This window comes from Cellulomonas sp., assembly GCF_017744555.1.
GTDB lineage: Bacteria > Actinomycetota > Actinomycetes > Actinomycetales > Cellulomonadaceae > Cellulomonas.
Map to the genome: position 1 here is coordinate 14,399 of NZ_JAGIBD010000032.1, position 26,690 is coordinate 41,088.

26 protein-coding genes are annotated in these 26,690 nt (G+C 72.9%); 15 read left to right on the plus strand and 11 right to left on the minus strand.

Features of this window, described 5'->3' with window-relative positions; translation table 11 throughout:
* The first annotated feature begins 275 nt into the window (after positions 1 to 275).
* On the plus strand, positions 276 to 995 hold the full coding sequence (locus tag J7523_RS16660) for a DinB family protein (RefSeq protein ID WP_291889121.1): 720 nt from the start codon (positions 276 to 278) through the stop codon (positions 993 to 995).
* A 449-nt stretch (positions 996 to 1,444) separates the two neighbouring features.
* Positions 1,445 to 2,947: an MFS transporter gene (locus tag J7523_RS16665; protein ID WP_291889123.1), complete on the plus strand. Its 1,503-nt coding sequence runs from the start codon at positions 1,445 to 1,447 to the stop codon at positions 2,945 to 2,947.
* A gap of 76 nt (positions 2,948 to 3,023) precedes the next feature.
* Here the strand turns inward: J7523_RS16665 and J7523_RS16670 are convergent, their stop codons facing one another.
* Complete coding sequence (locus J7523_RS16670) at positions 3,024 to 3,428, minus strand: helix-turn-helix domain-containing protein (protein WP_291889126.1); 405 nt, start codon at positions 3,426 to 3,428, stop codon at positions 3,024 to 3,026.
* Between the two features lie 128 nt (positions 3,429 to 3,556).
* Between J7523_RS16670 and J7523_RS16675 the strand changes: the two genes are divergently transcribed.
* The 5 genes from J7523_RS16675 (at position 3,557) to J7523_RS16695 (ending at position 9,496) form a co-directional block, all read left to right on the plus strand.
* The gene (locus J7523_RS16675; protein ID WP_291889130.1) at positions 3,557 to 4,417 is read left to right on the plus strand and encodes an SDR family oxidoreductase; all 861 of its coding nucleotides are present in this window, start codon (positions 3,557 to 3,559) and stop codon (positions 4,415 to 4,417) included.
* Positions 4,418 to 4,555: 138 nt separating this feature from the next.
* Positions 4,556 to 5,503 carry an ATP-binding cassette domain-containing protein gene (locus J7523_RS16680; protein ID WP_291889132.1) on the plus strand — a complete coding sequence of 316 codons (948 nt, stop codon included), beginning with the start codon at positions 4,556 to 4,558 and terminating at the stop codon, positions 5,501 to 5,503.
* Positions 5,503 to 6,300, plus strand: a complete 798-nt coding sequence (locus J7523_RS16685) for a hypothetical protein (RefSeq protein WP_291889135.1) — start codon at positions 5,503 to 5,505, stop codon at positions 6,298 to 6,300. The genes J7523_RS16680 and J7523_RS16685 overlap by 1 nt, the downstream gene beginning before the upstream one ends.
* Before the next feature lie 27 nt (positions 6,301 to 6,327).
* Positions 6,328 to 6,903: a TetR/AcrR family transcriptional regulator gene (locus J7523_RS16690; protein WP_291889138.1), complete on the plus strand. Its 576-nt coding sequence runs from the start codon at positions 6,328 to 6,330 to the stop codon at positions 6,901 to 6,903.
* 184 nt (positions 6,904 to 7,087) lie between these two features.
* Entirely contained in the window at positions 7,088 to 9,496 is a 2,409-nt protein-coding gene (locus J7523_RS16695) for a ricin-type beta-trefoil lectin domain protein (protein ID WP_291889141.1), read from the plus strand.
* A gap of 6 nt (positions 9,497 to 9,502) precedes the next feature.
* Here the strand turns inward: J7523_RS16695 and J7523_RS16700 are convergent, their stop codons facing one another.
* Complete coding sequence (locus tag J7523_RS16700) at positions 9,503 to 10,522, minus strand: DUF2804 domain-containing protein (RefSeq protein WP_291889143.1); 1,020 nt, start codon at positions 10,520 to 10,522, stop codon at positions 9,503 to 9,505.
* Positions 10,523 to 10,841: 319 nt separating this feature from the next.
* Here J7523_RS16700 and J7523_RS16705 point away from each other — a divergent pair, with 319 nt between their 5' ends.
* Positions 10,842 to 10,982, plus strand: a complete 141-nt coding sequence (locus J7523_RS16705) for a hypothetical protein (RefSeq protein WP_291889146.1) — start codon at positions 10,842 to 10,844, stop codon at positions 10,980 to 10,982.
* Positions 10,983 to 11,112: 130 nt separating this feature from the next.
* Here the strand turns inward: J7523_RS16705 and J7523_RS16710 are convergent, their stop codons facing one another.
* Entirely contained in the window at positions 11,113 to 12,603 is a 1,491-nt protein-coding gene (locus tag J7523_RS16710) for a non-reducing end alpha-L-arabinofuranosidase family hydrolase (RefSeq protein ID WP_291889149.1), read from the minus strand.
* A 442-nt stretch (positions 12,604 to 13,045) separates the two neighbouring features.
* The gene (locus J7523_RS16715; RefSeq protein ID WP_291889152.1) at positions 13,046 to 13,567 is read right to left on the minus strand and encodes a hypothetical protein; all 522 of its coding nucleotides are present in this window, start codon (positions 13,565 to 13,567) and stop codon (positions 13,046 to 13,048) included.
* 110 nt (positions 13,568 to 13,677) lie between these two features.
* Between J7523_RS16715 and J7523_RS16720 the strand changes: the two genes are divergently transcribed.
* On the plus strand, positions 13,678 to 14,598 hold the full coding sequence (locus J7523_RS16720) for a hypothetical protein (protein WP_291889154.1): 921 nt from the start codon (positions 13,678 to 13,680) through the stop codon (positions 14,596 to 14,598).
* Between the two features lie 66 nt (positions 14,599 to 14,664).
* On the opposite strand, the gene J7523_RS16725 is transcribed toward J7523_RS16720, so the two are convergent.
* Positions 14,665 to 15,420 (minus strand): alpha/beta hydrolase, encoded by a 756-nt coding sequence (locus tag J7523_RS16725; RefSeq protein WP_291889156.1) that lies wholly within the window; start codon positions 15,418 to 15,420, stop codon positions 14,665 to 14,667.
* Positions 15,421 to 15,508: 88 nt separating this feature from the next.
* On the opposite strand from J7523_RS16725, the gene J7523_RS16730 reads away from it, so the two are divergent.
* Complete coding sequence (locus J7523_RS16730) at positions 15,509 to 16,222, plus strand: WYL domain-containing protein (protein ID WP_291889158.1); 714 nt, start codon at positions 15,509 to 15,511, stop codon at positions 16,220 to 16,222.
* A gap of 20 nt (positions 16,223 to 16,242) precedes the next feature.
* Here J7523_RS16730 and J7523_RS16735 read toward each other — a convergent pair whose 3' ends face one another.
* The gene (locus J7523_RS16735; RefSeq protein ID WP_291889160.1) at positions 16,243 to 16,605 is read right to left on the minus strand and encodes a nuclear transport factor 2 family protein; all 363 of its coding nucleotides are present in this window, start codon (positions 16,603 to 16,605) and stop codon (positions 16,243 to 16,245) included.
* 92 nt (positions 16,606 to 16,697) lie between these two features.
* Positions 16,698 to 17,192 carry an aromatic ring-opening dioxygenase LigA gene (locus tag J7523_RS16740; RefSeq protein ID WP_291889163.1) on the minus strand — a complete coding sequence of 165 codons (495 nt, stop codon included), beginning with the start codon at positions 17,190 to 17,192 and terminating at the stop codon, positions 16,698 to 16,700.
* Positions 17,193 to 17,375: 183 nt separating this feature from the next.
* Here J7523_RS16740 and J7523_RS16745 point away from each other — a divergent pair, with 183 nt between their 5' ends.
* Complete coding sequence (locus J7523_RS16745) at positions 17,376 to 18,437, plus strand: hypothetical protein (RefSeq protein ID WP_291889166.1); 1,062 nt, start codon at positions 17,376 to 17,378, stop codon at positions 18,435 to 18,437.
* A gap of 58 nt (positions 18,438 to 18,495) precedes the next feature.
* On the opposite strand, the gene J7523_RS16750 is transcribed toward J7523_RS16745, so the two are convergent.
* Both J7523_RS16750 and J7523_RS16755 read right to left on the minus strand, forming a co-directional pair.
* Positions 18,496 to 19,359, minus strand: coding sequence for a hypothetical protein (locus J7523_RS16750; protein ID WP_291889168.1), 864 nt, complete (start codon positions 19,357 to 19,359; stop codon positions 18,496 to 18,498).
* Positions 19,360 to 19,407: 48 nt separating this feature from the next.
* The gene (locus J7523_RS16755; protein ID WP_291889171.1) at positions 19,408 to 20,256 is read right to left on the minus strand and encodes a LysR family transcriptional regulator; all 849 of its coding nucleotides are present in this window, start codon (positions 20,254 to 20,256) and stop codon (positions 19,408 to 19,410) included.
* Positions 20,257 to 20,360: 104 nt separating this feature from the next.
* Here J7523_RS16755 and J7523_RS16760 point away from each other — a divergent pair, with 104 nt between their 5' ends.
* Entirely contained in the window at positions 20,361 to 21,086 is a 726-nt protein-coding gene (locus J7523_RS16760) for an SDR family oxidoreductase (RefSeq protein WP_291889174.1), read from the plus strand.
* Positions 21,087 to 21,153: 67 nt separating this feature from the next.
* On the opposite strand, the gene J7523_RS16765 is transcribed toward J7523_RS16760, so the two are convergent.
* Positions 21,154 to 22,758, minus strand: a complete 1,605-nt coding sequence (locus tag J7523_RS16765) for a glycoside hydrolase family 6 protein (protein WP_291889178.1) — start codon at positions 22,756 to 22,758, stop codon at positions 21,154 to 21,156.
* A 217-nt stretch (positions 22,759 to 22,975) separates the two neighbouring features.
* Between J7523_RS16765 and J7523_RS16770 the strand changes: the two genes are divergently transcribed.
* From J7523_RS16770 to J7523_RS16780, 3 genes are all read left to right on the plus strand, one after another.
* Positions 22,976 to 24,058: a LacI family DNA-binding transcriptional regulator gene (locus J7523_RS16770; protein WP_291889180.1), complete on the plus strand. Its 1,083-nt coding sequence runs from the start codon at positions 22,976 to 22,978 to the stop codon at positions 24,056 to 24,058.
* Positions 24,059 to 24,208: 150 nt separating this feature from the next.
* Positions 24,209 to 24,730 carry a GNAT family N-acetyltransferase gene (locus J7523_RS16775; RefSeq protein WP_291889183.1) on the plus strand — a complete coding sequence of 174 codons (522 nt, stop codon included), beginning with the start codon at positions 24,209 to 24,211 and terminating at the stop codon, positions 24,728 to 24,730.
* A 91-nt stretch (positions 24,731 to 24,821) separates the two neighbouring features.
* Complete coding sequence (locus J7523_RS16780) at positions 24,822 to 25,064, plus strand: hypothetical protein (RefSeq protein ID WP_291889184.1); 243 nt, start codon at positions 24,822 to 24,824, stop codon at positions 25,062 to 25,064.
* A 52-nt stretch (positions 25,065 to 25,116) separates the two neighbouring features.
* Here J7523_RS16780 and J7523_RS16785 read toward each other — a convergent pair.
* The coding region (locus tag J7523_RS16785) for a phospholipase D-like domain-containing protein (RefSeq protein WP_291889187.1) at positions 25,117 to 26,690 on the minus strand (1,574 nt) is incomplete at its 5' end.

The following is a 26,690-nucleotide window of genomic DNA, read 5'->3' on the forward strand; positions in this document are numbered from 1 at the left end:
CCGGGGGGCGGGAAGCACCTACCCCAGGCAGAGGCCTGGATCAGCGCTTAGGTCACACACTACCGAGGTGACCGAGCAACACGCGGCGTTTCACCCGCCATGTTGCGCTACTCACTCGCGTGGTCCAGTAGTGGACGACGACCGCTGTTCACCGCCGGTGTCGTCGCCGCTCCGTCACCGGTGCGCCGACGGATCTCTGACCACCCACATCTCCGCGTCGTCGTCCTCGTGCTGTCGTGGCTGGCTTGTCGGTGGTCGGACCTAGTGTGCGGGGCATGACGCGGTACATCGATGAGGATCTGCACGGTGCGGAGTTCCGCGAGTGCGATCTGACCGGGGCGCGCCTGGTCGGCGTCGTCATGCAGGATGCCGTGATCGATGGGCTCGTCACCAACCTCGTGGTGAACGGTGTCGAGGTCACCGAGTACGTCGAGGCAGAGCTCGACCGGCGTCATCCGGTGCGGTTGCTGATCCGCTCCGAGGACCCTGCCGATCTGCGCGAGGCGTCTCGTCAGCTCCATGCCGGCTGGGCCGCCACGATCGAGCGAGTCCGCCGTACGCCCGGCATCGAGCGCCGCAGCGTGAACGACGAGTGGTCGGCGGTGCAGACGATGCGCCACCTGGTCTTCGTCCACGATTCGTGGTTCCGCCGCTGCTGCCTGGGATCGACGGAGCTGTTCACGCCGATGGGCCTCGGGAACATCGGCGAGCCCTACCGTGGAACGCACGGGCTTGACCTCTCACTTGATCCGGCCCTGGACGAGATCGTGAGCGTGCGCGAGGCACAGGCCGCCGAGCTCGAGGCCTGGCTCGACGATGTCACCGCTGAGCAGCTCGCAGCGCGAGCGCCGGTGCCCGACGACGATGTCTGGCCGCCGTACGCCCGGGGCCGCTCGGTGCGGCAGTGCCTCGGCACGGTGCTCAACGAGACCTTCGAGCATCACCGCTTCTGCATCCGCGACCTCGACCTGATCGAGGCACAGGACGCTGAGTAGGGTCGGCAACGGACTCGGCATCGTGCGGATGCGGCCATCGCTGACCGTCTCCGCGGTGCCGACCCGTCGGGCCCAGAGCCGGGCGCCGTACTTCCCGAGCATCGCGTCCCACGACGCCGAGCGGTGTCGCTCCGTCGTCGGTCGCCGGCATCAGGCGCCGTAGACGACCGGGGGTGCGCGCCGCGCGCGGCTGGTCTGCTCCGGATGCGCGGCGCCACGACCGGTGTCAACGTCCTACCAGGACACGACCGAAGCAGCCGGTGCGATGCGTCCGCGTCGAGCTCGACGAGCACCGCCTGACGCCCGGCGCCGATGCCACGGACACGTGCACGGACGAGTGCCGGTCGCCACGGCCGCTGCCTGCCACGGCCTCGCGGTGCCCCGGACGTCGCCGACCGCGGCCCGCCTGCGTCGGCGGCCCGCTGAGATCCGCCACAGGAGGACCGAGGATGACCGCAGCGACCCACTCAGCGCCGCCCGAGGCGGTGCGCAGCCTGATCCCGGCGCGGCTCGACCGCCTGCCGTGGACGAGGTTCCACTGGATGGTCGTCGTCGGCCTGGGGGTGTCGTGGATTCTCGACGGGCTGGAGATCCAGCTCGTCGCGAACGTGGGGTCGGTCCTCACGGAACCGGCCAGCGGTCTGGGCATCGCGCCGGCGGAGGTCGGGCTGCTCGCGTCCGTTTACCTCGTCGGCCAGGTGGTCGGCGCGCTTGTCTTCGGGCGCCTCACGGACCGTCTGGGACGGCGGCGCCTGTTCATCCTGACGCTGGTGATCTACCTCGTCGGTAGCGGCCTGGGCGGCCTCTCGTGGAACCTGGGTTCGTTCCTGGTGTTCCGGTTCGTCGCCGGTATGGGCATCGGTGGCGAGTACACCGCGATCAACTCCGCGATCGACGAGCTGATCCCCGCGCACTTCCGAGGCCGGGTCGACATCGCCGTCAACGGCACGTACTGGGCCGGCGCGCTGATCGGCTCGCTCGGCGCGCTCGTCCTGCTCAACCCGGATCTGGTGCCCATCTTCTGGGGCTGGCGCATCTGCTTCTTCATCGGGCCGGTGCTGGGCCTGGTGATCATCTACATCCGCCGGCACATCCCCGAGAGCCCGCGCTGGCAGCTGACGCACGGGTACGCGCAGGAGGCGGAGGCGACGATCGACGGCATCGAGGAGACCGTCCGGGCGCAGGGCGGCGAGCTGTCGACGGTCGACGACAGCAAGGCCATCGAGGTCGTGCCCGAGAGGTCGATCCCCATCCTGCGCGTCGGCAAGATCATGTTCACCGAGTACCGCCGGCGGGCGGTGCTGGGCGGGACGATGATGATCACGCAGTCGTTTCTCTACAACGCGATCTTCTTCAGCTACGCGCTGGTGCTGACCAACTTCTTCGACGTGCCGAGCGGCCGCGTCCCGCTGTACTTCATCCCGTTCGCGTTGGGGAACCTGCTCGGCCCGCTGTGCCTCGGCCACCTGTTCGACGTGTGGGGCCGGCGGCGGATGATCCTGCTGACCTACGGGTTGGCGGCCGGTGTGCTGGCCCTCGCGGCCGTCCTGTTCAACGCGGGCGCCCTGACCGCGGTGACGCAGACGATCCTGTGGTGCGTCTGCTTCTTCTTCGCCTCAGCCGGCGCGTCGTCGGCGTACCTGACCGTCAGCGAGATCTTCCCGCTGGAGCTGCGGGGGCAGGCGATCGCGTTCTTCTTCTGCATCGCGCAGCTCTCGGGTGCCGTCGCCGCGGCTCTGTACGCGGCTCTCGTCGGCGAGGGCGACTCTCGCGGCCCGCTCGCCGCGGGCTACGCCCTGGGCGCGGCCTTCATGCTGGCGGGCGGTCTGGTGGCGTGGTTCATCGGGGTCGACGCCGAACGCAGGTCGCTCGAGGACATCGCCGACCCCCTGACCTCGACCCGCCGGCGCGGTGCGGTCCGCGCGACGGGCGCGAGCGACAACATCCGCTGACCGGACAGCGCCGCTCCGCGCACGCGCCCGGCTCGGTGCGGTGCGGTTGACGCCGGCGCACCACGACGCTGCTGTGTCAGGCGCCATGCTCGGCGCGGGCGGCGTATGCCGCACGGGCCGCGAGCACCTCGTCGGTGTGCTGCAGGGACCACTCGGTCAGCGCCCGGAGCGGAGCGCGAAGTGTCTGACCGAGGTCCGTCAGCTCGTACTCGACGCGGACCGGGACGGTCGCGTGCACGGTGCGCAGGACGAGTCCGTCGCTCTCGAGCGCGCGCAGCGTCTGGGTGAGCATCTTCTCGCTGACGCCCGACACACGGTTGCGCAGCTCCGTGAACCGGGACCTTCCGTGCTCACCGAGCTCGCCCAGAACGAGGATCGACCACTTGTCGCCGATCCGGTCGAGCAGGTCACGCGACGGGCAGCCCCGCTCGTACAGGTCCCACGAAGCTGTTGCCCCGGTCACAGTCTCGACGGCCGGCACCGCCCTCACCTCGCTTCTTTCGTCGCGGTGGCCAACTTACCAAGAGGTGGCTACTTACGGATGGAGAGCGCGCAGGTCAGAGTGGCGGCGTGCCGCGGACGGGCCGTGGCGGGAATGGGGTAGCTCACATGTCGATCGTCGTCACCGGAGCCACCGGCCAGCTCGGCCGGCTCACCGTCGAGGCGCTGCTGCGGCGCGGGGTGCCCGCGGCGGAGGTCGTCGCCACGGGCCGGGACACCGCGGGGATCAAGGACCTGGCCGACCGCGGTGTCGTGACCCGTCGGGCGGACTTCGCCGACCCCGAGAGCCTCGCCGCGGCCTTCGCTGGCGCGGAGAAGATCTTGCTCGTCTCGGCCTCGTTCCCCGTGGACGAGCGTCTGGCCCATCACCGCCGCGCGATCGACGCCGCGCTGGGCGCAGGGGTCTCCCAGATCGCCTACACGAGCATGACGCAGGCGGACACAGCCGGCACGACCCTCGCCGAGTCGCACCGGGCCACCGAGGGCTACCTGCGTGAGCGTGGCGCGCCGACCGTCGTGCTGCGCAACAGCTGGTACCTGGAGAACTACACCAGCCAGCTGCCCCTGGCCCTTCAGCACGGCGCCTTCGTCGGCGCGGCGGGGGACGGCAGGGTGAGTGCCGCGACGCGCGCCGAGTACGCCGAGGCTGCCGCGGTCGTCCTGACCGCGGAAGGCCACACCGGCGCGACCTACGAGCTGGGCGGCGACCAGGCGTTCACCTTGGCCGAGCTCGCCGCGACCGCGTCCACGGCGGCCGGGCGACCGATCACGTACACCGACCTGTCCGCGGACGCGCTGGTCCGGCTGCTGGCCGACGCCGGCGTGCCGGCCGAGCTGGCCTCGGTCCTTGCCGACGCGGACCTGGGTCTGCGCCGCGGCGAGCTGTTCACCGACAGTGGCGACCTGCGCCGCCTGATCGGACGGCCCACCACGACCCTCGCCGACGCGATCACCGCTGCCCTGCACTGACACCGGGCGACGACATAGGGCCGGGACCGTCAGCGTGTCGCCGAGGCGTGGGCCAGCCTCGCCGCGGGGGCACGACGGCTTGACGAACGAGACGACAGGCCTCAATGTAAGTGAGTACCCACTTACATAGGAGGACCGATGAGCGCGGTGTCCAGCACGGGGCTGACGCGCCGCTTCGGCGACGTGCTGGCGGTCGACGCGGTGAGCGTCGACATCCCGGCGGGCGGTGTGGTCGGCCTGGTCGGGCCCAACGGGTCGGGGAAGTCGACGATGATCCGGATGCTGCTCGGGCTCATCCGCCCGACATCCGGATCGGCCACCGTCCTCGGCGAACCCGTCGACGGCGACGGCGCCTACCTCAGGCGGGTCGGCGCACTCGTGGAGAGCCCCGCGTTCGTCCCGGGGTTGTCGGCCCGCGCGAACCTCACATCGCTCGCCCAGCTGCGCGGCCTGCCCCTCGGGCGGGTCGACGCCGTGCTCGACGTGGTCGGCCTGACGGGCCGCGACCGGGAGCCGGTCAAGCGGTTCTCTCTCGGCATGAAGCAGCGCCTCGGGATCGCCGCGGCGCTGCTTCCCGACCCCGAGCTGCTGGTGCTCGACGAGCCGACCAACGGGCTCGACCCGTCGGGCATCGTCGAGATCCGCACGCTGCTCGGCGCGCTCGCTCGCGAGGGGCGCACCGTCGTCGTGTCGTCCCACCTGCTCGCCGAGATCGAGGCGGTGTGCGACCACCTCGTGGTCATCCGGTTCGGCGAGCTGCTCTACTCCGGCCCCGTCGCGGCGCTGCTCGAGCGCACGCACGGGCACGTCGAGGTCAAGCCGGAGCACGCAGCAGACGTCGACGCGCTCGTCGAGGCACTTGCCCTGGCGGGGCACGAGGTCGAGGCGGTCGGCGACGGCGTGCGGGTGCTCGGAGCCGGCAGTCGGGCGGCGGCGGTCAACCGTGACGCGGCGGCGGCGGGTATCACGCTCGTCGAGCTCCGCACGGTCCGCGAGTCGCTCGAGCAGGTGTTCCTCGACCTGACCGGCCGGGACGAGGACGAGGCGGCGGCCGCACGGGCCCGCCGCGGGGGAGGGGTGCGCTGATGCTCGACGTGGTGCGCAGCGAGCTGACGCGGTCGCGTCGGCGTGGGGTGCTGGGGGCCTGGCTCGGCCTCACGGCCCTGTTCGCGGGGATGATCGTCGCGGTCATCTTCCAGCTCGCGGGCGACGCCGGCGCGATGCCCGCTGCCGGCCCGGGCGTCACGTTCCCCACACGCGAGGCTCTCGAGTCGGCGTCGGGCATCATGGCGCCGCTCGCGTCGGCGTCGAGCATGTTCGGCATCGTCACGCTCGCGTTCTGGGCCGTCCTGACCGCCACCGACCACAGCACGGGTCTGGTGCGGCTGCTGGTCGCCGCGCAGCCCCGACGGTGGAAGCTCGTCGCGGGCAAGGTCGGTGCGCTCGTCGTCTGGACGGCCGTCGCGACGAGCGTCGCGGTGCTGGTCGACCTGCTCGTCGCCCCGATGCTCGGCGCGTCGTCCGACCTGGACCTGAGCGCATGGGGCACGGGCGTCGGCACCGTCGTGGCGTCGGCGTGGCTCAACCTCTTCCTGGCGCTGCTGGTGTGGGGGTCGATCGGGCTCGTGCTCGCGGTCGCCACGCGCTCGGCGGCCGTGGCCGTCTCCGTCGGCGCCGGTTGGGTGCTCGTCGTCGAGCAGGTGCTCACCGCAGCGTTCGACGGACTGCGCAACTGGCTGCCCGGTGCCACCATCGGCGCGGTGGCCGCGGGCGGGAACGACGTGATCTCCTACGGGTCGGCCCTCACCCTCGCGGCAGGCTACGTGGTGGTGTGCCTGACGGTGGCCGTCGTGGTGTTCACGCGGCGGGACATCACGGACTGAGCTTCCGGACGACGACGAAGGACGACGATGCCCCGCGGACCGCACACCCGCCGCAACCTGCTCGAGGCGACGATCACCGTCGCCGCGCGCGAGGGCTACGCGCGCGCGACGACCCGTGCGATCGCGGACGAGGCCGGGGTGTCCGAGGCGACCATCTACCGCCACTTCCCGGACAAGCTCACGCTGTTCGCCGCGGCCGTCGGGCACCAGAACGCCGACATCGACCAGGCGCTGGCGGCACTCCCGGAGCGCGCCGGCCAGGGCAGCGTGCTCGAGAACGTCCGGACGTGCCTGCACCAGCTGGCGTCGATGAAGGAAGCCGTCCTCCCGCTCGAGCTCGCGATGCTCATCGACCCCGAGCTGGCCCAGGCGCGCGCCGACCGGCTCGCTGCCGCGCACGAGCTCACGGGGGCACCCCGTCATCTGGCCGACTACCTCGCCGCGGAGCAGGCGATCGGCCGGGTGCGCGCAGGTCTCGACCCCCACAGGGCGGCACTCGTGCTGCTCGGGACGCTGTTCAGCGCCGTCGTGGGCGGTGGCCCGGTGATCGACGACTGCGCCGACGTGCTCGTGCACGGACTGCTCGCACCCGTGGCGCGCTGACGCCCGACCCGGCGAATCGCCTCGACAGGTCGCTCGGCAGCCGCGTGTGAGCGCTCACATCTGAACCGTTTCTTCCGTGGCGAAGCGCTTCCGCCAGGTGCTACCCAGAGGCACGGGACATCCGAGGTCCGGCACCACGGCCGTCCCGCGTCGACGGCGACGATCGCACCGGACGGGGAGAGCCATGGTCGGATCCACCTCTCGCAGCGCGGCCGCGAGGACACGCGGAGCGGCGCTCGTCATGGCCCTCGTGGCCGCCTTCGCCGGGGTCCTTCTCGCTGCCCCGACGGCCTCGGCCGACGCGTCGATCACGATCGACGGCTTGTCGGGCGGCCGGGTCTTCGACGGTGTCGGCGCGATCAGCGGGGGCGGCGGCAACAGCCGGCTGCTCATCGACTACCCCGAGCCGCAGCGGACGCAGATCCTCGACTACCTGTTCAAGCCCGGCTACGGCGCTGCGGTGCAGCTGCTCAAGCTCGAGATCGGCGGCGACACCAACACGACGTCGGGCGCCGAGCCGAGCCACGAGCACACGCGTGGCGTCGTCGACTGCAACCGGGGGTACGAGTGGTGGCTGGCCGAGCAGGCCAAGGCACGCAACCCCGGGATCCGGCTGGTCGGCCTGACGTGGGGTGCCCCAGGCTGGATCGGCTCCGACTTCTGGACGAACGACGCGATCACGTACCTGACGGACTGGCTCGGCTGCGCCCGGTCGCACGGGCTGACCGTCGACTACCTGGGCGGCTGGAACGAGAAGGGGTTCAACGCCACCTGGTACAAGAACCTGCGCGCGGCCCTCGACGCCCGCGGCTACGGCTCGGTGAAGATCGTCGCGTCCGACGACTTCGGCTGGGCCGCCGCCGACCAGGCGCTGCGCGACCCGTCGATCGCCCAGGCGCTGGCCGTCTTCGGCTCGCACTACGTGTGCGGCTACCGCAGCGCGCAGACCAGCTGCCCGAGCTCGTCCAACGCCGTCGCCACCGGCAAGCCGCTGTGGGCGAGCGAGAACGGGTCGGACGACTACAACGCCGGCGCCGATGCGGTGGCCCGCGGCATCAACCGCGGCTACATCGACGGGAAGATGACGGCGTACATGAACTGGCCGATCATCGCCGCCCTCACGCCGAACCTGCCCTGGCCGACCATGGGCGTCGCGACCGCGCCGCAGCCGTGGTCGGGGTACTACTCGATCGGCAAGAACGCCTGGGTGATGGCGCAGACGACGCAGTTCACGGCGCCCGGGTGGCGGTATCTCGACGCCTCCAGCGGGTACATCGGCGGCAACCGCGGCAACGGCAGCTATGTGTCCCTCCGGTCACCCACCGGGAGCGACTGGAGCACGGTCGTCGAGACGATGGACGCCACCGCCGCGCAGACGCTGACCTTCACCGTGGCCGGCGGCCTCTCGCAGGGCACGGTGCACGTCTGGTCCACGAACGTGCGGTCCGCCAGCTCCGCCGACTACTTCGTCCGGCAGGCCGACCTGACGCCGTCCGGCGGCCGGTTCTCGCTGACCGTCCAGCCCGGTCGCGTCTACAGCATCACCACCACGAGCGGTCAGGGGAAGGGCACCGCCACGAGTCCTGCGCGGGGAACGCTGGGCCTGCCCTACAGCGACACGTTCGACGGCTACGCGGTCTCGAGCGAGGCCAAGTACCTGATGGACCAGGAGGGCTCGTTCGAGGTCGTTGCGTGCGGGGGCTCCCGGTCCGGGCGGTGCGTGCGGCAGATGTCGGAGCAGGCGCCCATCAAGTGGACCTCCCAGGGCGCCGAGCCGTACACGCTGCTGGGCGACACGAGCTGGTCGAACTACACCGTCTCGTCCGACGTGCTGCTGGAGCGGAGCGGCTACGCCCAGCTGATCGGTCGGGCCGCGTCGTACCAGTTCCAGGCGCCCGCCAACCTCAACGCCTACTACCTGCGGGTGGACGCGGGCGGGGCGTGGTCGATCCGGAGCAACACCACGAGCGGCGGGGCGCGCACCCTCGCCGGCGGGACCGTCGCGGCGCTCGGCACCGGGCGCTGGCACACGCTCGCGCTGACGTTCAGCGGCGGCACCATCACGGCCGCCGTCGACGGCACGACGGTGGGCACCGTCACCGACTACACGTCGAGCGCCGGCCAGGTCGGGTACGCCACCGGGCAGGGCGTGACCGCCCAGTTCGACAACCTCACCGTCACGCCGGGCCCCGGCGGCACGGGCGGGTCGAGCGGCGTGCTGCGCGGTGTCGGCTCCGGCCGGTGCCTGGACGTGCCGAACGCCAGCCAGACCGACGGGACCGCCGTCGCGATCTGGGACTGCAACGGCGGCAGCAACCAGCAGTGGACCTCGACCGCCAACGGCCAGCTCGTGGTCTACGGGAACAAGTGCCTGGACGTGCCCGGCCACGCCACCGCCGCCGGTACCCGGGTGACCATCTGGACGTGCAACGGCGGCGCCAACCAGCAGTGGCGGCTCAACGGCGACGGCACGGTGGTCGGCGTGGAGTCCGGGCTGTGCCTCGACGTGACCGGTGCGGCGACCGGCAACGGCAGCGCGGTCGCTCTCTGGACGTGCACGGGCGGCAGCAACCAGCGGTGGAGCCGCAGTTGACGCGACTCACCAGCGTTGGCGGACGTCCTCCGCCCAGCCGAAGACGTCGGCCACGCGGACCCAGGCCCCGGACTCGTCCTGGACCCGACCTGACCACGTGCCGAAGGCCTGGTGGGTGGCCGAGGAGATCGCCACAAGGTTCGTCGAGACCTCCTTGACGTACTCCGGGGTGAACGTGAGGTCGACGCGCTCCCCGTGGACCAGCCAGGGCTTCTCCCAGCGGGTCGGGTCGTAGTCCCAGACGAGCTCCTCGCTGATCTTGTGCAGCCGGGTGCCGACGAGGAGCGAGTTCTCGACCGAGCCGGTCCCGTCGGTCCACTTCCCGCCGACCTGGATGCCGACGACCCGTCCGTCGACGCGGCCCGAGCCGGCGCCCCAGTTCCAGTGGACCCGGTAGGGCCAGCGCCCACGCCCGTGGTCGAGCGTGGCCCACGCGTCGCCGGGCGGGACCGGGACGTCCACGCCGTCGACCGTGATCCGGCCCGTCGCGGGGCGGGCGACGTCCTTGACCGTGTACTGGAAGAGCCGGTCCGTCCAGGGCACCACGACCCCGAGCCGCTCGTGCCCTGTCGGGAGCGCGGCGACGACGTCGATGCTGACCCGAGCGGCTTCGGCGCGCAGCCGGGTGCCGCCCGCGACCTCGTCGACCGCGATCCGGAACGCCTTCGAGGTGGCGCGTGCCGGGCCGGCCGCGAGGGTTCCCGGCAGCGTGGAACCGCGGCCGAACGGGCCGATGGCGTCGAGGCTGATCTCGGTCCCGCGCTCGCGGTCCAGCACCCAGATCCCGTTCACGGCCGCGTAGTCGATGTCCGAGATCGTGAGCGCCACGACGTGGGTGGGGGTCGTGACGGCCCAGTACTCCCACCGCTTGTTCCGACCGAGCAGGCGCAGGCCCGTGCCGATCCCGTCGGTGTCGTGCAGCGGCGCCCGGGTCCAGCCGACCGCGTCCGGGTTGAGCCGCCCGCGGTCGCGGGTCAGCGACACCGGTGCGGTGATCTCGCGCTCGGTGATCGCCGGGGTGTTCATCGGCCCGCCCGTCCCTGCCGACTCGTGCGCTGTCTGCAGTCGGGCGTTCGACGCCCGGACCGCGTCACGTTCCACCGTGCGCACCAGTCCATGGGTCTCCTCCGGCACCGCAGGTCGTGTCGTCAGTGGCGGAGCGTAGCCTCTGGCCGGCGGCGGCGAGCACGACGACGCGACCCCGCGTCGTGATGATGTGCGGGCCAGGAGGTGCCGGCAAGACCACCGACGCGAAGCGTCTGGAGCGCAAGGGCTGGACGCGGCGCTCGCTCCGCAGGGCGTCGCGCCGGAGACCGTCGACAACGCGACGAGTCTCGAGACCATCGTGAGCCGGGTCGGTGACCGACGCGGGAGGTGGGCGGACGACTGGCCGCTCACCGAGCAGACGGCGCGCGAGTACTTCGAGCGGTTCGAGCCGCCGACGCCCGAGGAGGGACCGCTCGAGGTGGTCCGTCAAGTCGTGTGAACCACGTGGCCCGATCGACGGGCGAGGGTGGGCTCGATCGAGTCGAGCCCACCCTCCTCTGCTCCCACGGTCGTGGGTGTGCCGTCCCGTGCCCGTCAGTGACGCCGGGCCGGACCCTGCCCTCCGGCTGTCACCGCTGGAGGGTGAGCAGACCCGGACGGTAGGGCAGGTTGTTGTAGTCGGTGTTCACGTTGGGGTCACGGCCCTGGTACAGCAGCTGCAGGTTGCACGGGTCGATCGTCTTGGTCTGGTCGGGGTTGGACCGGACCAGGTCACCGTGGCTGATGTCGTTGGTCCACGTCGCGCCGCTGTTGGCCTTGCCCGCGAACGGGTTGCTCTCGGTGGCCGCCTGCGGTGTCCACGTGCCGGAGAGGCTGGAGGACGTGAACGAGCGGAAGTACCGCCCGCGGGAGCCCATCGCCTCGACGAGCATCAGGTACTGGTTCTGGCCGGCGACCTTGTACACCTCCACGCCTTCGAACAGGTTGGCCTGGGTGTCGCTCATGATCGTCGTGTAGCTCGACCCGAAGCTGCCCGGGAAGTTCCCGATCGGCATGCTCGCCCGGTAGATCTTGCCGTTGTCGCCGGCGAAGAACAGGTACATGTTCTGCCCGTCACCGATGAGCGTCTGGTCAATCGGACCGGTCCCGGACCCCGAGATGCTGCCCGTGAACAGCGGCTGCGGCGAGGACCACGAGTTGACGTTCGTCGGGTCGCTCGAGGTCCGGTAGATGAACGGCCACTGGCCCCACTGGTAGGCCAGCACCCAGATGTTCTTGGGCGCGAAGTAGAACAGCGTGGGAGCGACCGTGCCCGACGGGAGCGCGTTCTGGCTCGCGGAGGCCATGTCCGACCAGTTCGTGAACGGGCTGAACGCCATCGAGCCGTAGCTGCCGTTGACGACGTTCGACGCGTACACGATGTGCTTGCCGTTGTAGACGACGTTCGTGAAGTCCTTCAGCGACGTCCAGCCCGACCTCGGCTGCGCGAGGGGGCCGGAGGAGGTCCACCGGTAGGTCGACGGCAGCGAGCACCCGCCCGTCGGCGTCGGGGTCGGGGTGGGGTCGGGGGTGGTGCCGAGGCGGACGAGCTGCCACTGCTGGTTGGTGCCGTTCCAGTCGGAGTACTGGACGACGTTCGCACCGTCGGCGGTGGACGCGCCCTGCACCTCGACGGCCTTGCCGGAGTGGCGGGCGACGAGCTGGATGTAGCCGTCGACGTCCTGGATCGAGAACTGCTGGTTGGTGGAGCTGGCGTCGGTCCACTGGATGACCCCGGCGCCGTCCGCGGTGGAGCGGCCGGTGATGTCCAGGACCTTGCCGGACAGCACGGACCTGACCCGGTAGTAGCCGTCGCCGGAGCTGACGAACTGCCACTGCTGGTTGGTGCCGTCGTTGCGCGACCACTGCGTGATGCGGGCGCCGTCCGCCGTGGACTTGGCGTAGACGTCGAGGGCCTTGCCGCTGTTGCGGTTGACGAGCACGTACGACGCCGAGGTGTCGATGCTCGCCGCGGTCGCTGCCGGCGCCGCCGCGACCGCAACCGCACCGGCCGCCACGACGCCCAGCGCGAGGAGCATCGCGGACCAGCGCCGCCGCGCGTTCCCTGGGGTTCTTCTCACCTGTTCATCTCCCTCTTCGTCAGTCGGGAGCGGGTGCACCACGTCGGCGCAGCAGCTCCCGCGGGGCCGTCAGTCATCCGAGGCGGACGAGCTGCCACCGCTGGTGGGCGCCGCTCGACGCGGCACCTCCGGAGGTCGACCTCTCGTCGACGTCCAGGTCGTGCCGGGGCGCCTCGACCGGACCCTGGACGCTGTGCGTGGAGGTGGCCGCACAGTGTCGTCCCGAGTGGGTCGCGCGGAGGCGCCCACTCGAGAGCCTTTGTCGACGTCGTCGTCGCCATGACCGTCTCCAGGTGACCGGGACATCGCCGTGTGAGCGTTAACACGGCGACCGCGGCCACTGTGGCACAGGGCGATGCCTCTCCGACCCTGCGCTAAACGCTTCAAGCGCTTCGACGCTCGCGACGCGGCGGCGGCACCCGGACCTTGCTCGTCGACGACCTCAGGGCGTCGGCGAGACCGACGAACCCGCCGACAGGTCGTCCTGCGCGTGCGCGCACACGGTCCAGCGGCCGTCCTCCTTGCGGAACCACAGCGTCGCCCCGGGCTGGTCCGGGCGTGTGATGTGCGCGCTCGCCACTTCGCCGACGACGTGCACGTCGGAGACCCTCACGGGCCGGTGCGGGGGAGGGTCGACGGGCGGCGGGCGCGACGGGTCGTAGTCGTCATCGTCCGTGATGTCCGCGGCCTCCTCCGTGCACATCAGGGCGAGGATGCCGGCCTGGTCCTCGTCGTCGACGACCACGGCGAACTGCGACACGAGGGTGCGGATGCGGGCCTCGTCGCTGTGCGAGCGTGCGACGAGCACCCGCGCGACGACGGCTCCGACGACCACGAGCACGCCCACGGCGACCGCCACCACGACGATCGCCCGCCGGCGTCTCGGTCCGGCGGCGGCCGGGCCGTCGGGCGGGGCGGCGAACGGCTCCCCGGGCAGGTCTCCCTCGTGCGGTGGCGTCGTCATGCCGTCCCCGTCGCTGGTCGCGGACCTTGGTAGCAGATCGACACGAAGCGCGACAATCTGCTACCAACTGCTGGCCGGGGACCACGCGGGTCGACGAAGGGGGCCGGACGATGCGCGGGACGTGGGGGCGACGCGGTGCATCGCGGCTGGCGGGCGCGCTCGTGGCGCTCTTGGTGCTGCTGGCTCCGACGGACGTCGCCTCAGCAGCACCGGCGACGCGGTCCGTCGGGCCGGTGCACGCGGCCGCGGCCGACCTGTGCGCCTCGCTCGAGGCCGCGCTGCAGGCGGTCCAGGCGCAGATCGAGCAGCACAACGCGACGCCGAACGTGTTCGACGAGAGCCAGGCCGCCGCCCTCGCCGCCTACGACGCGGAGGCCGCGGCGCTGACCGCGGCCCAGGAGACGGCGATCGCCAACCTCCAGAGCTGCCTCGACGCCGCGGCCCTGCTGGCGACCGACAACAGCACCGTCGACCTCAAGCCGCCGACCGAGAAGGCGCGCCAGGTGCTGCAGGAGGCGAAGGACAAGATCGGCAACGACTGGACCCCGCCGGCCGCGCCGCCGGTCGGCAAGAACTGGAGGGTGCCCAAGTCGTCGCCGCCCCGGGCGCTGTACGACGCGCTGCGGGCCGGCAACCCGCCCGAGCTCGGCGCCGCGACCCTGCGCGGCCAGGCGCGCCCCGCGGTGGGCGCCGACGACCCCGCGTACGCCAACCGGACGTTCCTCACGGCGGCGGACGGGCTGTCTGCGGCGTCCGCGGACCACATCATCCCGATCGCCCGGCAGATCTACCTGCCGGGCTTCGTCCAGCTGACGCCCGACAACATGTACGTGGTGACGCGCGCCCCGCTGAACTTCCAGTGGCTCTCGTTCAAGGCCAACCTGTCGAAGCAGTCGCGCAGCGTGGCGGGCATGTCGGGCGTCGACCCGCGGTGGCAGGCCGAGCAGGTCGAGCTCGAGGACGAGACCGTCCAGGCGTTGCAGGCCGCGATCGACCGGCTCCTGGCGAGCCAGGGCACACCGAGGCAGTGAGCGTGCTCGTCAGCGCAGGCGATCGCGGAACCCGTCCTTCGGGGCCGCGGGTCGCCGTGGCCCGCGCTACCCGAGCGCCGCGGCCGCGATCGCCGCGGCCAGGTCGTCGGGGCGGGACAGCATCGGCCAGTGCCCGGTCGGCAGGTCGACGTAGGTGACGTCCGTCATGTCCGGCACCTCGGCGGGGATGACGCCCGAGCCGAACATGCCCTGCACCGCACCCGAGGGGATGCTCGTGCAGATGATGGTGGCCGGGACGCTGAGACGTCGCGGGTCCCGCGGGTCGGCCTCCGCGCTCGCCACGCGCGCGGGGTGGGGAACGGCGCGACGCGCGATCTCGGCGCGCAGCTCGTCGTCCATCCCCTCCATGCTGCTGCCCTGCGCGGCGAGCTCGTCCCAGCTCGGCAGCGGGTGGTCGACTCCCGTCGCGCTCGGGTCGATCGCCCTGCCGGCGCTCAGCGGCCCCGAGTCGACGTAGACGACGCGCCGCACCCGGTCCACGGCACGGTCGAGCACGTGCTGCACGACCATGCCGCCGCCGCTGTGCCCGACGAGCACCACGTCGCCGTCGAGCCCTGCCACGACGTCGAGCACCGCGCGCACGTGGTCGTCGAACGTCACCTGCGAGCGGTCGGCGTCTGGCGCTTCGAGCCCCGGCAGGGTGAGGGCGTGCGGCTCGAGGCCCGCCGCGCGCAGCCCGGGCAGGACGCGGTCCCACGCCCAGGCGCCGAGCCAGAAGCCGGGGACGAGGACGACGTGCACGGTGCTGGTGCGCTCGGCTGGTCCGGACGGGGCGGTGGTCGAGGTCTGCGTGTTCGTCATGACCCCAGCGTCCGCCCGGCTCGGTGACACCGGTCTGTCACCATGATCCGACGAGTCCGCCTCGCGCGGCGAGCCCACGGAGGTGACGGTGAACCGGACCGAACGGCTCTACGCCGTCGCGGAGGAGCTGCGTCGCGCGGGCCGCGCGGGCACGTCCGGCCCGCGCCTCGCGCGTCTGCTCGAGGTCAGCGAGCGCACGATCAAGCGCGACGTCGCCGCGCTCCAGCAGGCGGGCCTGCCGGTCTGGGCGCAGGCCGGCCCGGGCGGCGGGTACGTGCTCGACGCCGTCGCGACGCTGCCGCCGGTGAACTTCACGCCCGCGCAGGCGGTCGCCGTCGCGGTCGCGCTGGCCGCGATGCCGCCCGGCAGCCCGTTCTCGGCCGACGGCGCCGCCGCGCGCGGCAAGGTCTTCGACGCGCTCGGCCCGGCGGACCGGCGGCGGGCGGCCGAGCTCGCCGGGCGGGTGTGGTTCGACGCGCCGGCGCGGCCGGACGCGACCACCGACCCCGGCGTGCTGCGCGCGGTCGAGGAGTCGCTCGGCCGGCACCGGGTCCTCGCGATCCGCTACCGCGCCGCGTCGGGCGAGGTCACGCGCCGCCACGTCGAGCCGATCCTCCTCGCGCACGCGCGCGGCTGGTGGCACCTGATCGCATGGTCGCGGGACCGCGACGCGGTCCGGTGGTTCCGTCTGTCGCGGATCGAGCGCGCCGACCTCACGCAGGACGCCTACGAGCCGCGGCCCGTCGACGTCGTCGGCGAGCCGCCGGAAGGCGCAGGACCCGCGGTGGGCCCGGCGCGCTGAGCCCCGGAGCCGGAGGTCGGTCAGTCTTCCCCCGCCAGCATCGTGCGCAGCTCGCTGATGCGTCCGTCGCGGACGGTGATCACGTCGATCCCACGCGCGACGGCCGCCGCACCGGGAGGGCCGAGCCTCCAGGCGAGAGCTCCGGTGGAGGTGCCGATGTAGCGTGGCCCGTCCGCGACGAACTCGAAGTCGTCCGGGAATCCCGCCAGCAGTGCGGCGGCCCGCTCGTCGAGTGCGGCGCGGCCCGTCACGGTGCGCTCCGGGTCGATGAACGTGACGTCCTCGGCGTAGACGGCGTCGATCGCTCGACGACGGGCAGCGCCGTCCCGGTTGTTGAACACCTGGAGCAGGTTCGCGTCGAGAAGCTCACTCGTCTCGGCCATCGGGTCCTCCGAAGGGGTATGGGGCGATCGAGTCTCTCAGCGATCGCTGCGCGCGGCCGGTTCGCACCGGAGGCGGGCGTCCCGCCCCACGCTCAGGCGGTCAGGGCGCCGCCGTCGCGGCGCGCGAGGCTGCGCAGCCCCAGGCCGCCGAGCACGAACCCGACCCCGACGCCGACCACCGCGAGCGAGACGCCGAACGCGATCACCGAGGTCATGAGGGACGCGCGCAGGAACGTGCCGGTCGCGACGCTGGGCCGGATCGGGTCCTCGCGGTCGACCTCGGCGTAGGTGCGCCCGTCGGTCATCTGCTGCAGGTCGGTGCGGATTGCCTCGGACTGCGCCCACGCCTCCCACGGGGCGTCGACGCGCTGCCCGACGAACGCCGGTGCGGTGTCGGTCACGTCGACCTTCTCCTGGCCGAGGCCCTGCGCGACGGCGCCCCACGCGCCGACGCCGGCGACGAGCATGATCACGCCGAGCACCACGAGGAGCGTGCCGTACGTGCGTGCGCGCCTGTTGACCCGGCGCGTTGCCGGGGCGCCCTCCGGGGCGTAGTCGGGCTCGATCGCGGTGGGCTGAGCGGACACGGGTGCCCCCTTCGGTCGGTGGGTGATCGGTCCACCGTGTCGGGCTCGTGCGGGAGGCGGAACCCTTGCGAATCCATTCACATGGTGCGGGCCGGGTGCGCCGCCCGGTCTCGTCAGCGGGCCTCGGCGAGACGCGCCGGCCGGGCGTGGTCATCCGCCCGGGCGTGCTGAGAGCATGCAGCGATGGCACCCCGGACCGGGTCCGACGGACCCTCGCGGACGCGCGGCCGGCTGCTCGCGCTCCTGCTGCTCGTCGTCGCGCCCGTCTGCGCGGAGTACCTGACGGCCTACGACCCCGAGGTCACGGGGCAGGCGGCGGCGCTCGTCGGCGGGCTGGTGGTCCTCGCCCCGCTGTATGGGGCGCCCGCGATCGTGATCCGTGAGGTCGCCGCGCGCACCGGGATGCACTGGACGGGCATCCTCGCCCTGGCGGGGGCGTTCGGTGTGGTGCAGGCGGGCGTGGTCGACCAGTCGCTGTTCGCCCTGCACTACCTCGGCTACGCGTCGTGGGAGCACGACCTGGCCCCGACCCTGATCGCCCCGCTCGGTGTGGCCGGCTCGTTCGCGCTCAACTTCCTGCTCGGGCACGTCGTCTGGAGCATCAGTGCGCCGATCGCGCTGGTCGAGGCGTTCGACCGGCGATCCGGCCGGCAGCCCTGGGTCGGCCGACCGGGGATCGTCGTGCTGGTGGCGCTGTGGGCCCTCGCGTCCGTGCTCGTCTGGTCCGACATCCGCGCCGACGGGAGCGACCAGGCGTCCGCCCCGCAGATCGGTGCCGCGCTCGCGGTCGCTGCGGCGCTCGTGGTCGTCGCGTGCACGTTCGGGCGGCGCCGGTTGCCGCCGCCCACGCGGGGCCGGGTGCCGCCGCCGGGGGCCGTGCTTGCCGTCGTCCTCGTCGCGGCGTACGCCTACCAGGCGATCCCCGCGACGTGGCTCGGTGTGGCGCTCGGGATCGCGATCGTGCTGGTCGTGTGCGTGTTCGTGACGCGATGGTCGCGCGCGGCGTCCTGGGGTCCACGGCACGTCGCGGCCGTCGCGGGAGGAGCCGTCGTGGCCCGCGCCCTCGTCGGCTTCGCGTCGGTCGCGTCGACCGTGCCGCAGCCGCCGGGCGGGTACGCCCAGAACGTCGTCCTGCTGCTCCTGGCGGTCGCGCTGGTGCTGCCTGCGACGTTCGGGCGCACACCTGCGCTCGCGGGCACGGGCGGTGCGTCGGAACCGGAGCGCGGACCGCGGACGACGACCTAGGCGAGTTTCGTCACCTGCGCACCGCACCGGCGCGCGCGCCGCCCGGCGCGGCTCGCGCTCACGCGGCGTGCACCGTCAGCACGATCTCGTCGCCGACATCGAGGCGGACGTCGCTGATGCGGACCCCCGGCGGCAGCTGGGCCGCGAGGTCGACGCGCCGGCGCGAGATCTCGTCCAGACGGCCGCGGACCACGGACAGCAGGGCGCTGACCAGCGGGTTGCCGCTGGTGACCTCGACCTGCGACGGGGAGAGCACGAGGTCGTCGTCGACGGTGGCCGTCGCCCTCGCACGAGCCGACGCCGAGAGCATGCCCTTGCGCAGCTTCGCGTCGGCCACGACCGAGACGGCACGCGGACCGCGGGACACCAGGTCGACGTCGAGCTGGGTGACGGTGACGCCCTGCGCCGAGGCCGCGGCCGCCACCTGGGTGCGGACCGCCTCCAGGAGCTGGGCCCGCGGGACGGCCACCCGCACGTGCCCGGTGACGGGCGCGTCCGCGGCGGGCTCCACGAGCTCGACGGCGAGCGAGCCGTCACGCCCGGTGACCCAGGAGAACGGGACGTCCGCGAGCTCCGCGCGGATGTCGACGGGCACGCCGACGACGGTCGCCGGGTGCGCCTCCAGCAGCGCCACGGCGATGGTCCCGGGCGTCCGCTCGAGCGCCTCGCCGTCCGGCACCCCTCGGCGGCCGGACCGGGTCCTCGACGGCTGCGGCTCGCTGACGGACAGCCCGGTCGCGTCGATCTCGAGCCGAGGCACGTCCGCGCCGTCGACCTGGGCGGTGACACGGACGGCGGTGGTGTCGGTGCTGCCTCCGAGCTCGTCGGCCAGCGCCGCGTGCAGCCGGGCGGCGAGGTCAGGACCGGTGGTGGGGCGGGGCGCACGTCCGAGCGGGATCAGGTCCGTTCGCGAGGAGGTCACGCCCCAGTGTGTCCCACCGGAGGCGGCAACGGTGCGTACAGCCGCCGCTCACAAGCTCGTCGCGGTCCGGACCAGCCCGGCGACGCCCCGGGACCGGCTGTGCGGAGGCCACGCGATCACCGTGGTCACCGACGGCGCATCGAGGACCGGGACCGCGACGACGTCGCCGCGCCCGGACGTCCCGCCGGACTCCGGCACGATCGCGCACGCCCGCCCGAGCCCGATGAGCTGGAGCAGCTGCGCGTGGTTGTCGGCCTGCGGGCCGGGCCCGTCGCGGTAGGTGCCGTCCGCCTCCGGCCAGCGCGGGAGCGGCAGTCCGGGCAGGTCCGTGACGTCGGCGGTGAGGACGTGCGACCGTGCGCCGAGCGGGTGCCCGGCGGGCAGTAGCACGACCTGTCGCTCGGTGCGGAGCTCCTCGGTGTCGAAGCCGGCCGTGTCGTCGAACGGCAGGTGCAGGAGCGCGACGTCGGCACGGCCGTCGCGCAGCACGCGCGTCTGCTCGCCGATCCCGCTGAGGATCACCTCGACGGGGACGGCGTCCGGCTCGGCGGCGTAGGCGGCGAGGAGCTTCGCGAGGAACTCGGTCGACGCGCCCGCCTTGGTGGCGAGGACCACCCCCGGCTGTCCCGTCGTGGTGTGCGCGGCACGTCGGGTCCGGCGCTCGGCGGCCTCGACCGCGTCGAGCACCGCGCGGGCCTCGTCCAGGAGCGTCTCGCCCGCCGCCGTCATGGCGACGGTGCGGCTCGTCCGCTCGAGCAGCTCCACGCCGAGGCGTCGCTCGAGCTGCCGGATCGCCCGGGACAGCGGGGGCTGCGCCATCCCGAGCCGCTCCGCGGCGCGCCCGAAGTGCAGCTCCTCCGCGACGGCGACGAAGTACCGCAGCTCGCGCGTCTCCATGGCGAGCAGCCTAACGAGGACCCGCAGGGCCGATACCTCTCGGGTATCGATCGCACCGAGTCGGTATTGGACGGTCCGCCGCGGACGCGCGGACGATCGATCGCATGAGCGAGAAGACGACTGCGCTGGTCACCGGCGCGAACAAGGGCATCGGATACGAGATCGCGGCGGGCCTCGGGGCCCTCGGGTGGCGGGTCGGGGTCGGCGCGCGTGACGAGCAGCGCCGGGACGACGCCGTCGCGAAGCTGCGCGCGGCGGGCGTGGACGCGTTCGGCGTCCCGCTCGACGTGACCGACGATGCGAGCGTGGCGGCCGCCGCCGCGCTGGTCGAGGAGCGCGAGGGCCGGCTCGACGTGCTCGTCAACAACGCCGGCATCACCGGGGGCGTGCCGCAGACGCCCACCACGGTTGCCCCGGCGACGATCCGGGAGGCTGTCGAGACGAACGTCATCGGCGTCGTCCGGGTCACCAACGCGTTCCTGCCTCTGCTGCGTCGGTCGCCGTCGCCCCGGGTGGTGCAGATGTCGAGCAGCGTCGGCTCGCTGACCCTGCAGAGCACGCCGGGGAACGACACCGGCCCGATCTCCGCGGCCTACTCGCCGTCCAAGACGTTCCTCAACGCCGTGGTGGTCCAGTACGCGAAGGAGCTCGCGGGCACGAACATCCTCATGAACGCCGCCTGCCCGGGCTACGTCGCGACGGACCTCAACGGCTTCCGCGGGACGCGCACGCCCGAGCAGGGCGCCCAGGTGGCCATCCAGCTCGCCACGCTGCCCGACGACGGCCCGACGGGTGGCTTCTTCGACGACTCGGGCCCGGTCCCCTGGTGAGGCAGGGGTGAGAGCACATGACGAGGGGCCGGATGGGGGGATCCGGCCCCTCGTCGTGCGGTGACCGTCAGGACGTGCAGGCCTGACCGTCGAGCCTGAACTGCAGCGGCGCCTGGGCGTCACCGGTGCCGGAGACCACCAGCGCGGTCTTCTTGCCGGGCGCCAGGCTCGGGTGCGCGCGAGGCGCCGTCACCGTGACGGCGTTGCCGGTCTGGACGAACGTGCCGCCGACGACCGTCCGGACGCGCTGGTTGCCCTCGAACTCCCAGGACAGGTGCCACGGGCTCAGACGCTGCGTGCCACGGTTCTCGACCGTGAGGGCAGCGATGAAGCCGCGGTTCTTCGGCCCGCCGACGTTGGTGCCGACGACCTTGACGTGGCAGGTGAGCGGGCTCAGCGCCGGGACGGCGAGGGCGACGAGCTCGCGGGCCTGCTGCGTAAACCACTGACCGGCCGCCGGGTCGGCGATGCCACGTGCCGGGTCGAGCGGTCCGGCGGTGCCGCGGAAGCACTGGCCGTCGGACTCGCCGGGCACCTTGATCCACAGGTAGGCGTCGACGAGCGGCGAACCGGTCGCGGTCGTGGGGCGGGCGCCGAGCCCGCGGTCCGGCGGGTTGCACCAGTCCTCGTGCGCCGGGTAGACGCTCGCCGGGTACTGCCACGGACCCAGGCCGTTGCGGCTGGTGTCGATGACGAACCGGGCGGTCGGCTGGACGCCGCCGAGGATCGAGGCGTAGCGCGAGTCGACGCCCGAGGTGTTGAGCGCGGGGTCGGTCGCGTCCGGCGACCACCGGCCGTAGTTCGACATCCCCGTGCCCTGCCAGTCGGTGGCGGGCCCGCCGTTCCAGTACTGGTTGCCGCAGCTCGCGTAGTCGCCGGGGACGACCTTGGTGGCGTAGGCGATGCACTGCGAGACCCACGTGCCGTAGGCGGTGCCGTTCTCGGTGAACTGGTAGTTCGAGGCGTTGAGGAAGAACCCGGTGGCCTTCTGCACACCGGCCTTGACCAGGCGGTCGCTGATCTCGCCGACGTTCAGCCACGCCGACGACGTGCCGTCGAGGTAGACCTTGACGTTCGGCAGGGCGGCGAGGGCGTCCACGGCGTGGTTGAGCTGCGCGAAGCGGTTCGCGGGCGCGGTCGCGGGGTCGGCCTCGGCCGGCTGGCACCAGTCGGTCGAGCCGTCGAGGTTCGTGTAGTGGGGGATGATCCCGAGGCCGTCGGGCTCGAGGATGACCGTCGCCTGCCGGTTGCCGATGCCGGCGGCGAAGCCGTCGATCCACGCCGCGTAGGCCGCGGTGTCGGCGGCACCGCCCGCGGAGTACTGCGCGCAGTCGCGGAACGGCAGGTTGTAGGCGACGAGGACGGGCAGCTGGCCGGCCTTCGAGGCTGCGGAGGTGAGCTTGTCGACGTCGGCGCGCACCTCCTGCGGGGTCCCGCCGGTGAACCAGGTCGCGGACGGGATGCTGCCGAGGAGCTGCGCGTCGGCGCGTGCCTGTCCCTTGAGGGACTGCGCGGCCTCGAGGGTTGTGCTGTGCGGGTCGACGTAGAACGCCGTGGCCGCCGGGGGTGCGGTATCGGCCGCGTGGGCAGGGGTGAGTACCGACAGCGACACCGCGAGGGTCGCGGTCGCTGCGAGGGCCGTGCGGCCCAGCGGGGCGCGGGTTCGGGGCATGTCTCTCCTGAGTCGTCGTTGACCAGCAAGTGGGACCGCTCCCACTTATTTCCAGTCATTCTCCACACCGCGGGACGGAAACGTCAACGGCTGCCTGGACGGACGTTCACCTCCTATCGGGTGATTCGTCGCTCCGAACCGGACGCCCGGGCACGCGGTCGCGACCGGTCGCCGAAGGCCCACCGGCCCGGACGAGCGCGCCGTTAGGGTTCATCGCATGCCTGACCCCACGACGGCCGGTCCTGACGACCGCCACGGCGAGGAGTCGTCCGGACCGGGCGCGGCTCGCGCGTTCCGGGTCGCGACGCTCGACGAGGTCGCGCAGCGGGCCGGGGTCTCGCGATCCGTGGCGTCGCGGGCCATGAACAACTCCCGCAACGTCAGCGCGCCCAAGCGTGAGGCCGTCGCGCGCGCGGCGGCCGAGCTCGGCTACGTGCCCAACCCGACCGCACGAGCCCTCGCGACGAGCACGGCCGGGTCGGTGGTCCTCGCGCTGCCCGACGACGACCCGGCGCTGTTCGGCGACCCGTTCTTCTCGCAGGTCCTCGTGGGCGTCGCAGCCGCGCTCGACCGGTCGGAGCTCAACCTGACGCTCATGCTCGCGTCGTCGGAGCGCGGCCGGGAACGGCTCGCGCGCGTGCTGCGGTCACGCCGGTCGGACGGTGTGATGCTGATGGGCCTGCGCAAGGACGACCCCTTGGGCCGCCTGGCGGCCCAGACCGACGTGCCGGTGGTGCTCGGCGGTCGTCCGCTCGACGCGGACGCCCGCTGGTACGTCGACGTCGACAACCGCGGGGGAGCGCGCCTCGCCGCCGAGCACCTGCTGAGGTCAGGGCGACGCCACCTCGCCGCGATCGTCGGGCCCGTGGACCTGCAGGCGTCCGTGGCTCGACACCACGGGTTCGCCGACGCCGTGGCAGCCGAGAGGCTGCCGGCCGACTGGGTCGAGCACGCCGACTTCACGTACGAGGGCGGTGCTGCGGCGATGACCCGGCTGCTCGCTGCCCACCCGGAGATCGACGGCGTCTTCGCGGCCTCGGACTACATGGCCTCCGGGGCGATGCGCGCCCTCAGGGCCGCCGGTCGCCGGATCCCCGAGGACGTCGCCGTGGTCGGCTTCGACGACCTCGAGATCGCGCGTCACACCGAGCCGCCGCTCACCACGGTCAGCCAGCCGATCCGCGGGCTGGGCCACGAGATGGCGACGATGCTGATCCGGCTCATCGACGGGGACACGCCCACGCCGATCATCCTGCCGACCCACCTCGTCGTCCGGGGCTCGGCGCCCGGGCCGGTGTGACCGTCGCCCGGCGGGTGAGCGGCCGGCATCGCTGCTCGTCCCGGGGCGGGGTCCGAGGTGCTGCCCGACAACGGGAGCCCGGGCGTCGACGGTGACGAGGTGGAGCCCAGCGGAGACGAGCGCGGTGGATCTGGACGTAGGGTCGGCGGCGTGCTCGAGTTCTCCGTCCCCACCCGGCCGGAGCTGCTCGTGCGCCAGCGGTGGATGTCGGACCCTGACGTCATGGCCTACAACGCCGGCTGGAGCGGCAGTCCGCCGGGCTACGACCCCGACACCGGTTGCATCGCGTGGCCGGAGAGCGAGTGGGACCGCTTCGTGGAACGCCTCGCACGTCCGGCTGACGAGCAGGGCTACTTCTACGTCCGGGACGCCGCGACCGGGACGCTCGTCGGTGACGCTCACTACGAGGTCGGCGTCGACGGCGCGGCATCGATCGGGCTCATGGTCGTCCCGGCGCTGCGCGGGCGTGGCGTGGGCGAGCGCGTGCTGCGTGAGCTCGTCTCGCGCATCTGGCGAGACACGTCGGCCACGGAGATCGTCAACGAGTTCGAGGACGAGCGCGCCTCCGCGGTCCACCTGCACCGTCGGTGCGGCTTCGCGCCCGACGCTGCGACGCGTGCCGTCTGGGGACGCCCGACACGGACCTGGCGCTTGGCCCGACCGCCGCGGTAGGTCCGCGACGGTCCGGATGGCGGGGTGCGGTGCGGGCGCCGACGATGGACCGACCCGGTCCGTGACGGTCCAGGCATGCAGGAGGGCAACCATGAGCGACACACCGCAGGACCCGGACGCAGGGACGCAGGAAGGCGGCTACGGGTACCCGACGCTCGAGCAGGAGGTCACGCCCGAGGTGCTGCACGCGGGTGACGCGCCCGCTGGCTCGGGCGACGCCGCGCACGCCGGTACGCCGTCCGACGAGGGCGAGGACGAGGACGAGGACGACGGCGACGGTTCGGCGCCCGGCGAGCTGGTGGAGGACCCGGCCGCGACCGAGCCGACCGACTGACCGTCCTCCGTCGTCGCCGGTCCCGCGCCGGCGCGACGGCCAGGGCCGCGGCTCAGTAGCCGCCGGACCTGCGCAGCGCGGCCGGCCGGCCGTCGGGGTCGTGCAGCAAGTCGAGCGGCACCGCCGCCCAACGGCGCTGGGCCGGGCTGAGCCGGGGCAGAGGAAGCCGGCGCAGCCGGCCGGCGGGTCGGGGTCCGTGCCCGCCCGACGCGTGCCACTCGTCGAGCCGGCGGGCGTGGGCGGCGAGCACGTCGACCATCTGCCGCGGGTCGAGGCAGTCCGCCATCGCCGCCTCGATCCCCTGGCCGGTCACGTCGTCGAGCCGGTCGAGGTGCTCGGCGGCGAGCGTGAGCCGCAGGTCGCGGGCGTAGGTCCCGTCGAGGACGACGGCGGCGAGCTCGGAGTCGTGGGTCCAGGAGCGGCGGCTCACGTTGTCCGAGCCGGTGCTCGCCCAGGTGTCGTCGACGACGCACACCTTGGCGTGCACGTAGACCGGGACGCCGGCGTGGTTCTCGAGCCCGTAGGCCGACACCTGGCCCGGCGCGACGCGCAGGAGACGGCCGAGCGAGCGGTGCCGCCCGAGCAGCTGCGGCACCCGGTTGAGACCGTCGACGTCGGGCACCATCGGGATCACGACGACCAGGTGCAGCTCGGGACGGGCCCGCAGCTGCTCCTCGAAGACGTGCGCCACGTCGTGGCCCCAGAAATACTGGTCCTCGACGTACACGAGCTGCTCGGCCCGTCGCAGGGCCTTCTGGACGCCGCGGGCGACGCTGCGCTCGCCGCCCGGCGCGAACGGGTAGTCCCGGCCCCGGCCGAGCGAGGGGTACGTGCGCAGCAGCTGCACGGTGTGCGAGCCCGCCGGGGGCGGGGGCGGCCACTGCTCGGGCAGGCGGCTCGGCGCGCTGTCGAGCCCCCGGAGCCTGTCCGCCGCACGTCGCCACGGCGCCCGTGACAGCGGTGCCGGATCGGTCCAGCGCTCGCGGAAGACGGTCTCCACGTCGTGCACGGCCGGCCCCCGGATCGCGACCTGGACGTCGTGCCACGGCGGGTGCGCGCCGTACTCCTGCGTGAGCGGCTGGGGTTGCGGGTCACCGCCGTGCGCGGCGTCGTCCCGGCGGTTGTGGGCGAGGTCGATGCCCCCGACGAAGGCCACGTCGCGCGCGGCGTCGTCCCGGTGGCGGATGACCACGAACTTCTGATGGTGGGAACCCCCGGCACGCACGCGCATGTCGAGCAGCACCTCGGCGCCCCGCTTCTGCAGCTGCTCGCCGAGGTGACGGTTCTCCGTGGCGAAGAACCCGGTCTGGTCGAGGTGCGAGCGCCACACGAGCCCGTGCACGGCGACACCGCGCTCGTCGGCCCGGCCCAGGACCTCGACGACCTCGCTCCCGGGCGCGCCCGTGAGCCGCTCGTCGGCGTCGCCCTGCCAGTCCGTGAACAGCACCAGGTCTCCGGGGCCGGTCGCCTCCAGCGCGTCGTACAACGCCCGGAAGTACGTCGCCCCGTGCACGAGAGGGACGACGAGGTTGCCGTCCGACCACGCCCGGCCGCCCTCGTGGCGGTCGTCGAGCCGCGTGGAGGGGTTCCCCCGCTCAGCCGCCGTCAGCAGCCAGTCCGCCGGGT